At 34.5% G+C, this 10,892-nt stretch carries 8 protein-coding genes, 2 tRNA genes and 1 pseudogene; 4 read left to right on the forward strand and 7 right to left on the reverse strand.

Going from position 1 to position 10,892, the window contains the following annotated elements:
- The 6 genes and pseudogenes from VLC96_RS09310 to VLC96_RS09335 form a co-directional block, all read right to left on the reverse strand.
- Positions 1 to 209: pseudogene (locus VLC96_RS09310) on the reverse strand (secretion protein); the annotation flags it as partial.
- Between the two features lie 236 nt (positions 210 to 445).
- Positions 446 to 519 (reverse strand) — tRNA-Asp (locus tag VLC96_RS09315).
- 263 nt (positions 520 to 782) lie between these two features.
- A tRNA-Asp gene (locus tag VLC96_RS09320) sits at positions 783 to 856 on the reverse strand.
- Positions 857 to 942: 86 nt separating this feature from the next.
- Entirely contained in the window at positions 943 to 1,869 is a 927-nt protein-coding gene (locus tag VLC96_RS09325; protein ID WP_325262367.1) for a DUF58 domain-containing protein, read from the reverse strand.
- Between the two features lie 148 nt (positions 1,870 to 2,017).
- Positions 2,018 to 2,335 (reverse strand): thioredoxin, encoded by a 318-nt coding sequence (trxA, locus tag VLC96_RS09330; protein WP_007805142.1) that lies wholly within the window; start codon positions 2,333 to 2,335, stop codon positions 2,018 to 2,020.
- Between the two features lie 298 nt (positions 2,336 to 2,633).
- Positions 2,634 to 3,608 carry an outer membrane beta-barrel protein gene (locus VLC96_RS09335; RefSeq protein ID WP_325262374.1) on the reverse strand — a complete coding sequence of 325 codons (975 nt, stop codon included), beginning with the start codon at positions 3,606 to 3,608 and terminating at the stop codon, positions 2,634 to 2,636.
- 428 nt (positions 3,609 to 4,036) lie between these two features.
- Here VLC96_RS09335 and VLC96_RS09340 point away from each other — a divergent pair, with 428 nt between their 5' ends.
- The 4 genes from VLC96_RS09340 to VLC96_RS09355 all read left to right on the forward strand — a co-directional run bounded on the left by VLC96_RS09340 (position 4,037) and on the right by VLC96_RS09355 (position 7,783).
- Positions 4,037 to 5,431, forward strand: coding sequence for a DUF1800 domain-containing protein (locus VLC96_RS09340; RefSeq protein WP_325262376.1), 1,395 nt, complete (start codon positions 4,037 to 4,039; stop codon positions 5,429 to 5,431).
- 73 nt (positions 5,432 to 5,504) lie between these two features.
- Positions 5,505 to 6,674: a DUF1501 domain-containing protein gene (locus VLC96_RS09345; RefSeq protein ID WP_325262377.1), complete on the forward strand. Its 1,170-nt coding sequence runs from the start codon at positions 5,505 to 5,507 to the stop codon at positions 6,672 to 6,674.
- 247 nt (positions 6,675 to 6,921) lie between these two features.
- The gene (locus VLC96_RS09350; RefSeq protein ID WP_325262378.1) at positions 6,922 to 7,350 is read left to right on the forward strand and encodes a MarR family winged helix-turn-helix transcriptional regulator; all 429 of its coding nucleotides are present in this window, start codon (positions 6,922 to 6,924) and stop codon (positions 7,348 to 7,350) included.
- Positions 7,351 to 7,360: 10 nt separating this feature from the next.
- A complete protein-coding gene (locus VLC96_RS09355; protein ID WP_325262379.1) occupies positions 7,361 to 7,783 on the forward strand; it encodes an organic hydroperoxide resistance protein in 423 nt (140 codons plus the stop codon).
- 263 nt (positions 7,784 to 8,046) lie between these two features.
- Here VLC96_RS09355 and VLC96_RS09360 read toward each other — a convergent pair.
- A partial coding sequence (locus VLC96_RS09360) for a DNA polymerase III subunit alpha (protein WP_325262380.1) occupies positions 8,047 to 10,892 on the reverse strand: 2,846 nt, incomplete at its 5' end.

Raw genomic sequence — 10,892 nt, forward strand, 5'->3', positions numbered from 1 at the left:
CCTTTACCCGTTATCGTTTCATCATAGATCACATTATGCGATTTGTCATAGATTTTCACATTAGCCTTTTGAATCTCATTTATCGAAAAACTAATTTCTCTGCCTTCCCCATTTCTCACATTAAGCAAGAAATCACCATTAATTGCATAGGTATTAAAGCTAAATAACGCCACCAATACTACTGAACTGAATTTTAAAATCGTTTTCATGATATTCTTATTTTGAATTAGTAATTATTTTCACTGCTAAATTAGCCTGATAATTCCAATCCAACTACCGCTCTATTTTCCGATTTCAATGCTATTTTAACCAAGTTAAAACGTAATATTATCGCCAAAGGTAATCTGGCAACTATTTGGGGTAAAATTGCATTTAAGCGCTCCCATATCTCACATTTAGCCATAAAAAAAAGCGATTCATTTCTGAATCGCTTTTTACAATGTTGCGGTCTGGACGGGACTCGAACCCGCGACCCCATGCGTGACAGGCATGTATTCTAACCAACTGAACTACCAAACCTCTGCTTTATTGCGGGTGCAAAGATACAATAGATTTTTGTTTACGCAACTATTTTATAACATTAAATCAAAAAAAAATTAACCCTTTAAAATCAAAAAAGCCATCCGTAGATCCTGAATAAATTCAGAAGCATTGGAAAGCTTTTCATTGGTCTAACTACAAACCGGTCTCGTCATAATTGGACGAGAAACAACACAACTAGCTTTAGATACCGTATTTGGGCAAAAAAGCCTTTCTGTTACGAAAGGCTTTTCCCAATATTGCGGTCTGGACGGGACTCGAACCCGCGACCCCATGCGTGACAGGCATGTATTCTAACCAACTGAACTACCAAACCTCTGCTTTATTGCGGTGGCAAAGATACAATAGATTTTCGTTTACACAAGCCTTTTATTAGAGAATTTCAATTAATTTTTAGTTAAATTATCCAAAGTTTTGTTTTTCAATCAAATATGAAGTCAATATTTTATCAAAACTTTCTCCAACTCCCACCGGAATGTACTTTATTTTGTTTTGAGCACAGGTCAAAGCTAGTTTTTTAAAGTAATCACCAACCTTTTTTTTGTATTCTTCTTTTACATTATCTGCAAAAAAAACAACCTCATCACCTGTTTCTACATCAATAAACTTTCGTGGCGAATTGTCAAAATCAAATTTTAACTCCTTTTCTTTATCTATAACATGAAATAAAACCACTTTGTGTTTATCATGTTTCAAATGTTGCAATGCATTAAATAGCGCTTCTTCATTTTCAGATTGAAACATATCTGTAAACAAAATAATCATTGAACGCCTGTGAATCTTCTCTGCAATTTGATGCAAATAAGTAATAGTGTTGGTGTTTTTTTTCTCTTTAGGACTTTCCAACAATCCTTCAAGCATATTCAAAATCATTCTATGATGGCGATCACTACCTTTTTCAGGTGCATAATATTCGTAACTATCCGAAAAGACACTCAAACCTACTGCATCGCGTTGCTTCTTCAACAAATTCATCAAAACCGCCGAAGCCAATATTGAAAAGCCTATCTTACTCTCATAAAACTGCTGATCGTCTTTCAATTTTGGATAATGCATCGATGAGGAATTGTCAATAATAATATGGCATCTTAAATTTGTTTCCTCCTCATAGCATTTTGTATATAAACGATCTGTTTTGGCAAACAATTTCCAATCGATATGTTTGGTGCTTTCGCCTGTATTATACACTTTATGCTCGGCAAATTCAGCCGAAAATCCATGAAACGGACTTTTATGCATCCCCGAAATAAATCCTTCCACCACTTGATTGGCTAACAATTCCAAGTGCTGAAAACTAGCTATTTTTTTTATTTGCGATTCAATCTTCATCTTTCAAAGATATTAAAAGATTAAATAATTTAATGATTGAAAAAATGGCAATTCTCAAAACCTTAAGTTTGTTGTATAAAAAAAGATCTAACTTTCGCTAGACCTTTTGATTTAATATTGAGATTGCTTCGTTCTCGCAACAACGAGATTACAATAAAGCATCTAAACTATCTGCATACGTTTGTTTTGGAGCTACTCCAACTTGTTTTCCAACAACTTCTCCGTTATGGAATACTAATACTGTTGGGATATTTCTAACGCCGTATTTTGCAGCAAATTCCTGGTTTGCATCAACATCAACTTTACCTACTACAACTTTACCTTCGTATTCGCTGCTTAGTTCGTCAATGATTGGTCCAACCATTCTACAAGGTCCACACCATGCTGCCCAAAAATCTACCATTACCGGTTTATCTGATTTCAAAACTACTTCATCAAAAGTAGCATCTGTTATTGCTAATGCCATATTTACTTTTCTTTAAGTTTAAATCTATTCTCTTAATTAGGATACAAATTTAGAAATTAAAAACCATTCAAACGTCATTCCAAAATTAGTTTTCATTATAAATGTATTACTAATTGTTATCCCAAAATGATCAGGAGCTATTCCTGCTGTCCGCTGTATCTGTAGTCCTGAACCCCAGGACCACAGGATGCCGCTTCCATCAGGGCCAGGGCAATTGTGTATATTCAAAATTTTTCATCAAAAAAAAAGGATACTCTTTCGAATATCCTCTTTTTCAACAATTATAAATGTATTACAATTACAGGCTATATTTTAAACCTAAAGTCAAACCAAGACCAGAAATCCCAACATAAGAGCTTAATTCGTTCATTGGCTTAGAATTATCAAAACCAGTTGGATTATAAGTCTCATTATTTGAATTACCATCTAAACGATCAACATAATCTGTATGGATTGCAGAATAAGAAGCTTTTCTAAAAGAAGTACTTGTATTCAATTTATCAACTCCATTTTCAGTGTATTCTTTTGTTTCTTTTGTTTTTCCATGAACTGTAAAATTACGGTATTCAATTTCTGCAAAAGCTGAAATGTGATTTCCTAATTTATATGAAGTACCGATAGCAGCCATAAATCCAACTGTTGGATTTGGCTTAACAACATCTTTAGAGTAAGCTTCAGTATTAGCTACTTGATTCGCTCCAACAAAAGTTGCATAATCTCTATTAGTTTCTATTTCCAATGTCCCATGAACTGGTACAATAACTCCTACTTTAGTGTATGGTTCGAAACCTTTTGCTTCCCCTAAAAACATAACTAGAGAAGGAGCTAAATCAAAAGCTTCGATTTTTCCTTCAGCAGTAAAGCTCACATAAGTAGCTGCCGGACTAGTTGCAGGATTGTATGAAATAAGTCTATTAGTTGTCTGAGCCATTGTTTTAGAATTACTTGAATAGTAATTAGCAGCCAACTCAACTCCTAAACGTGGAGAAAAACGGTAACCAGCAGTAATACCGCTTCTAAAACCTTCTCCAAAAGATCCTGTTACACTTTCTCTTGAAATCAATTTATTATTAGCTAAAGTACCTGCGTAAACGTCTCTGTTTGGTAATTGCCCACCAACTACAGGAAACTCAGTCGCTGCAGTTTGCATAAAATAAGAACCGCCTAGTTTAAAATACCAAGTTTCTTGGTTGCTATCTACTGTTTTAGTTGTTTGTCCTACCATTGTCATTGTAGAAACCAATAATCCGAATAATATTATTTTTGCTTTCATGATTTGAGTTTTTTTAGTTGAAGCAAAAATATATTTTAAACCTATCCACTTAACAGTTGTCCGCCGAATAACATAAAAGCATTATTTAATTCTAAAATTTATAATAAATGTTAGGTTTTTTTGTTAAAAAACAAACAAAACATCGGGTATATTACAAAAATAACACACCCGACTCAACAATACTATTAAGGAATAATATTACTAATTGATTACAAAAACCTCTTTTATCGCTTAATTTAACATATAATCGGTAATTTTTATATATTTAATAACAGGAAAGAAGTACACTATTTCTCAGGCTTTTGATAAATGCACTAAAATAATAATTAGCAAACTTTTGTTATACTGTACAGTAGATTTAATTCGATTAAACCTTTTTAAATAAAATGCATCAAATCAATTGACATTAAATTATTAAAAACTTTGTTATGAATCAAAACTCGCTTTGGTCACTTCGGTTGGGTTTCTCTAATAAAGAAGCATCAATAATTGCTCAAAAAGGATTGGCTTCTTTTCTTGAAAATTCATTTATGACCTCTTTTGACTCCTCTATTCCTTCTTTTTTAGAAAATAGTCCTAAAACAAAAGAAGAATACCAAAAACAAAGAGAGTTTTTTAAAAATGGTTCAATAGATGAAAAAAAAGAATTCCAAAAAAAAGAACGACAAACTTCAGAAGAACTAAAAGCCTGGTGGATTAATAAAATGATTACGTCTGAATTTCCTTTACGTGAAAAAATGACTTGTTTTTGGCACAATCATTATGTTGCTACAGATCAAAAAGTGAAAATCAATTATTGGATTTTTCAACATAATCAGATTTTAAGAAAAAATGCTTTTGGTAATTTTAAAACCCTGACTAAAGAAATTGTTCAAAGTAACGCGATGGTGCGTTATCTCGATAATATTGATAATAAAAAAGGGAAACTCAACGAAAATTTAAGCCGTGAACTGCTCGAACTTTTTACTCTTGGCATTGGTAATTACACAGAACAAGATATAAAAAACGGTGCAAAAGGCCTTGCCGGACTTGGCTATGGTGAGGAAAGCGCTGTTTATCATCCGAAGTTTGAAGACAATGAAAGTTTCATTTATTTTGGAAAAAAAGGCAATTTCAAAATAGACGAAATGGTTGATATTATTTTTGAACAACCCAATATTCCTTATTTAATTACCCAAAAAATTTTAAAGTGGTTTATTTATGATAATCCTAAGCCAGAATTAGTTCATTATTATGGTGATTATTTCAAGAAAATGAATTTTGAAATTAAACCATTATTAACCAAAATATTTACCGAAGAGTTTACCAAAAATACTGCTGGTTCCAAAATTAAAAACCCATTAGAGTATATTTTGCAATTAATGAATGAACTCAATATCGAAAATCCTAATGAGAAACTAATTGCCAAATTCATCAAATCTCAAGGAATGGATTTATTCAACCAACCCAATGTAAAAGGTTGGGATGGCGGAAATTCCTGGCTCACTTCACAGGTTTTTTTACAACGAAATAATGTTGCCGATTTACTTTGTAATGGAAAAAACCTGGCACAGCCTAAACCAAAAAACAACGAAAACGCAATGATGAAACAAAACCCAAATCGTCAACTTAAGGTAAAATTGAATTGGGATAAGCAACAAAATAACAAACAAATCATCGCCGAACTAGAAAACCGTTTATTATTCCATACCGATGCTGCAAACCAACAGGATTTCGAAAAATTACTGAAATATGATTTCGATCCTAAAACCGAAGGCTCCGATAACGCTGTCATGCGTTTGTTTAATTTTATAGTAAAGACCCCTGAATTTCAATTAATATAGGAGTTGAGATTGCAGACAAAAAGACCTTTAACTTAGAAACTCAGAATCTCAGCAACTTTACAAACTTTTAAAAATGGATAGAAGAAAATTTTTAGCACTTACAGGAACATTTACAGGAGGATCTTTGCTGTTGCCTGATTTTTTGTATTCTTTTGGTTCACAAACAAATTTGGTTTTGGGCGAACAATGTGTTGTTTTTGTTCAGTTAAATGGTGGGAATGATGGATTAAACACTTTTATCCCTTTTGAAGATGCTCTATATTATGATTCTCGACCAACAATTGCGATTTCAAAAAACGAAGTTTTAAATTCATCAAAAGGAATGGCATTTCATCCCGCTTTGACAGGATTTGCCAGCATGCAACAAAGTGGAGATTTATCGGTAATTCAAAATGTGGGGTACCCAAATCCTGTGCGCTCTCATTTTAGAAGTCAGGAAATTTGGCAAACTGCACCGACACATCAGGAATACCTCAACGAAGGTTGGTTAGGGCGTTATCTCGATTTACAATGCAAGGAACACCAACCTACAGCAGGCATAAATATTGATACTATTGATAATTTAGCTTTAAAAGGCGACGAACCCAACTCTATAACTGTAAAAGATCCAGACCGATTTAAAACCAAAAATAAAACTGAAAATGATGGTCAATTATCAGGCAATCCGCAATTGGATTTTGTTCGAAAAGTAGCTAATTCTGTTATAGAAGGTTCGGATGATATTCAAAATGCATTAGCAAAATCGACTCCATCTGATGTGATTTATCCTAAAACCGGATTGGCCAAAAACTTAGAATGGATTTCAAAATTGATCAAAGGAAATCTCAATTCCAAAGTATACTACACTTCGCTTGGCGGTTTTGATACTCATGACAATCAGCTTGCAATCCATAAAAGTAGACTAACTGAACTCAATGATGCGGTTTTTAGTTTTTATCAAGATTTAAAAAAATCACAACAACTGCAAAATGTAACCATTGTCGTTTTCTCTGAATTTGGTCGTCGCGTAAAAGACAACGGACGCGGTACAGATCACGGAACAGCAGCTCCAATGTTTGTCATTGGCGGAAACAACCGTGGAAAAATTATTGGTAACAACCCAAATCTAACCGACTTAGATAATGGCGATTTGAAACACGAGATTGATTTTAGAAGTGTTTATGCGGCTATTTTAAAAAACAAATTGAATTTTGATTACACCAAAATCGGAATACAGAATAAAGCTGTGCTAGGTCTGTTTTAAGTAAACTTAAATCAGAAAGTGTGGAGCTCTACAAAGATTGGCAATTTTAATTGCTAGGATTCCTATGGAATGACAAACTTCGGGTTTTATACGGTACTTAGGAGTTTTCAATAGACTCTAAATATTTTTTTTAAATTCTATTGTAAATCAGACAGCTTTATTGTGCAAATGCGAATAAATTGTTAAAAATTAAATTGTGCACAATTTAATTAAATAATGTTTCTATCTTTGTCAAAAGAAATTAGAAATGAAAAACGAAGACTTTTTAAAATTAGAACATCAATTGTGCTTTCCTTTATATGCGGTTTCAAGGCAGATTACTCAAATATATCAACCGTTATTAAACGAATTAGATATTACTTATCCGCAATATTTAGCACTTTTGACTTTATGGGAAAACGGAACACAAACGGTCAATCAGATTGGAGAAAAGTTATTATTGGATAGCGGAACTCTTACCCCGTTGCTAAAACGTTTGGAACAAAAAGAATTATTAAATAGAAATAGGAGTGCTTCAGATGAACGGGTTGTTGAAATTTCGTTGACTGAGAAAGGAATTAATCTTAAAGAAAAAGCTATATGTATTCCGCCGAAAATGTTCGAAAAACTAGGGATTTCGATAGAAGAAGCAGAATCACTGAAAAGAATTTCACATAAAATTTTAAATAATAAATAAACAATATACAATGAAAGCAATTTATACTGCCGTTGCAACGGCTACAGGAGGAAGAAATGGACATGTAAAATCAGATAATGGCGTTTTGGATGTACAGGTTAGAATGCCCAAAGCATTGGGCGGTTTAAACGATGATTACACCAATCCGGAACAACTTTTTGCCGCTGGTTACTCGGCTTGTTTTGATAGTGCGTTGAACCTTGTTATCAAACAAACTAAAACAAAAACTGGAGAAACAACAGTAACTTCAAAAGTGAGTATTGGACAAATTGAAAACGGAGGTTTTGGACTTGCTGTAGAAATGTCTGTAAATATCCCAGAAGTTAGCCTTGAAGAAGCTAAAGAATTAGTAGAAAAAGCACACCAGATTTGTCCTTATTCAAATGCTACTAGAAATAATATTGAAGTGAATTTGATTGTAACAAATAATTAAAATTATATAAAAATCTAATTATTTTTTTGTCAAATCTAGTGCAGTTGAGATAGTATAATAGTTCACGACTGCACTCATGAAGACGCACTATCAATGACTTTTTTCAACATCCCAATAATCCACAAACTTGTCATTCCGGAGGAATCTCGTACAAAAAACTCTACAAAGATTGTCGCTTTTGATTGCTAGGATTCCTCCGGAATGACAAACTGTGGGTTTTATACTATACTTCAACAAACCCCAATACCGTATTCTATTTAAAACTAATTCAACTTAAAATTAATCTGCATTTTTTCTAATTCAAACAATAATTCATTTGAAATTTGAACTTTCAACTTTCGGCTTGGCATTGATAGTTTGGTGATTACTTTTACTTCATCAACCTCAGTAACTTGTTTGGTTTCTAACACCTCGGAGGTTTCTTCATTTTCTTCTTCAAATGATCCATTTTCATTTTCTTCAAATTCATTAGCTATAGGTACCATTTTTTTAACTCTCTCCACTTCCATGATTTCAAAAGTTACTGTATTGTCTCCTTTGTATTCTTGAAAAAGCCTATTTAATCTGTGAATAAACTCAGTTTCGATATTTTTTATATCTAATAAAAGAATCAGTTTTTTAGCAAAAGTACTCAACACATCCTGTAAATACTGCACAAGAACAAACTGCATTCTAGGTTCGGTTTTTTTGCCGGTTTCCTGATTTACCCAACCTTCTTTAATCAACACTTTTATAAAAGTAAAATTATTTTGAATAAAGAAATGCCTGAATTTTAAATATTCTTCTCCGAAAATTTTAAACTCATAACTCTCATCGTAACCCTCCAAAACGAAGGTTCCCCAGCCTTTTCCGTTCTTCGCTACTCGATGTTGAACATTGGTAATTATCCCTCCGAAAGTCAAGTTTTTACCAACATATTGCTCCATATTTTTTAACGCCTCTAACTTTGCATTGCAAAAATATTTCATCTCAAATTTATAATCATCCAAAGGATGTCCTGAAATATAAATCCCAACCACTTCCTTCTCTTTGGCCAGTTTTTCCATTGTACTCCAGTCTTCACAAGGAGGTACAACAGGCTCGGCAATTTGCACTTCGCTGGTTTCACCAAACAAACTTACTTGCGAAGAATTTTCGTTTTCCTGAAATTTCGAACCAAAACGCATGGCTTTTTCGTAGAAAGTTATTCCATCGCCATCGTCGTGGAAATACTGCGCTCTGTGAGTATCAGTAAAACAGTCAAAACCTCCTGCCAAAGCTAAATTTTCGAATGCCTTTTTATTGGCGGCACGTAAATCAATGCGTTTTGCTAAATCAAAAATTGACTTGTATTTTCCGTCTTTTCTGCTTTCGACAATAGTGGCAACCGCTCCAGAACCAACTCCTTTAATTGCGCCCATTCCAAAACGAACCGCATACTCATCATTTACAGTAAATTTATAATACGACTCATTCACACAAGGCCCCAAAACCTGCAAGCCCATTCGCTTACATTCTTCCATAAAAAACGATACTTGTTTGATATCGTTCATGTTATTTGAAAGCACCGCCGCCATATATTCAGCAGGATAATGTGCTTTTAAATAGGCCGTTTGATAAGCAATCCAGGCATAACATGTCGAGTGCGATTTATTAAAAGCATAACTAGCAAAAGCTTCCCAGTCTTTCCAGATTTTCTCCAAAACTTTGGCATCATGACCTTTTGCTGAGGCTTGCTCCACGAACTTAGGTTTCATTTTGTCCAGAACGTCTTTCTGTTTTTTACCCATCGCTTTACGCAAAACGTCGGCTTCACCTTTGGTAAATCCAGCCAACGACTGCGACAAAAGCATTACCTGCTCTTGGTAAACGGTAATTCCGTAGGTTTCACCCAAGTATTCTTCACAGGCGTCCAAATCGTATTTGATTTCTTCCTCACCATTTTTTCTTCGGACGAAAGACGGAATATATTCCAAAGGCCCCGGGCGATATAATGCATTCATCGCAATTAAATCTCCGAAAACTGTTGGTTTCAATTCCTTCATGTATTTCTGCATTCCAGGTGACTCGTATTGGAAAATACCAACAGTTTCACCTCTTTGGAACAGCTCATAGGTTTTGATATCATCAATAGGAAAAGTATCGGGATCTAACTCAATTCCAGTTCTATATTTTACCAGTTTAACGGTATCTTTTATCAGAGTTAGAGTCTTCAGACCCAAGAAGTCCATTTTTAACAATCCGGCACTTTCTGCAACTGAGTTGTCAAACTGAGTTACGTATAAATCAGAATCCTTAGCTGTCGTTACGGGAACATAATTCGTAATATCCGACGGGGTGATAATTACTCCACAGGCGTGAATACCTGTATTTCGCATCGACCCTTCCAAAATTTTTGCCTGCTGAATGGTTTCTCCTGCCAAATCATCTTCATTGGCAATCGCGATTAATTCTTTTACCAATTCAAATTCATCGGCACCTTTTAATGCTTTTTTTACCTCATCTTCGGATTCAGAAAGGAAACGAGCTAAGTTCCATTTGGAAGGCATCATTCCTGGAATCAGCTTTGCAATTCTATCGGCTTCAAACAACGGTAAATCCAATACACGAGCCGTATCACGAATAGCCGATTTGGTTGCCATTTTACCATAAGTGATAATTTGCGCTACCTGATTTGCACCGTATTTATTGATTACATAATCCATAACACGGCCACGACCTTCATCATCAAAATCGATATCAATATCGGGCATCGACACACGATCCGGATTCAGGAAACGCTCAAAAAGCAAATCGTATTTAATCGGGTCAATATTCGTAATTCCTAAACAATACGCCACCGCCGATCCCGCAGCCGATCCACGACCAGGACCTACGGAAACACCCATTTTTCGAGCCTCGGCAATGAAATCCTGTACAATCAAAAAATAACCCGGATAACCCGAATTCGAAATGGTCATCAACTCAAAATCCAAACGCTCACGAACCTCATCGGTAATGGCTTCGTAACGACGCTCGGCTCCAGCATAAGTTAAATGACGCAAATAGGCATTCTCACCACGAACACCACCATCTTCGGCATCTTCAGGAACTTTAAACTCTTCTGGAATTTCGAATTTTGGAAGTAATA

Origin of the sequence: Flavobacterium sp. (genome assembly GCF_035456085.1) — a bacterium.
Classification (GTDB): Bacteria; Bacteroidota; Bacteroidia; order Flavobacteriales; family Flavobacteriaceae; genus Flavobacterium.

What these genes read in the sequence shown, in the direction of transcription:
- VLC96_RS09345 (WP_325262377.1), top strand. Translation starts at nt 5,505, where the DNA reads ATGGATAGAAGAAAATTTTTAGCACTTACAGGAACATTTACAGGAGGA.
- VLC96_RS09340 (WP_325262376.1), top strand. Translation starts at nt 4,037, where the DNA reads ATGAATCAAAACTCGCTTTGGTCACTTCGGTTGGGTTTCTCTAATAAA.
- VLC96_RS09350 (WP_325262378.1), top strand. Translation starts at nt 6,922, where the DNA reads ATGAAAAACGAAGACTTTTTAAAATTAGAACATCAATTGTGCTTTCCT.
- VLC96_RS09355 (WP_325262379.1), top strand. Translation starts at nt 7,361, where the DNA reads ATGAAAGCAATTTATACTGCCGTTGCAACGGCTACAGGAGGAAGAAAT.
- VLC96_RS09325 (WP_325262367.1), bottom strand. Translation starts at nt 1,869, where the DNA reads ATGAAGATTGAATCGCAAATAAAAAAAATAGCTAGTTTTCAGCACTTG.
- VLC96_RS09335 (WP_325262374.1), bottom strand. Translation starts at nt 3,608, where the DNA reads ATGAAAGCAAAAATAATATTATTCGGATTATTGGTTTCTACAATGACA.
- trxA (WP_007805142.1), bottom strand. Translation starts at nt 2,335, where the DNA reads ATGGCATTAGCAATAACAGATGCTACTTTTGATGAAGTAGTTTTGAAA.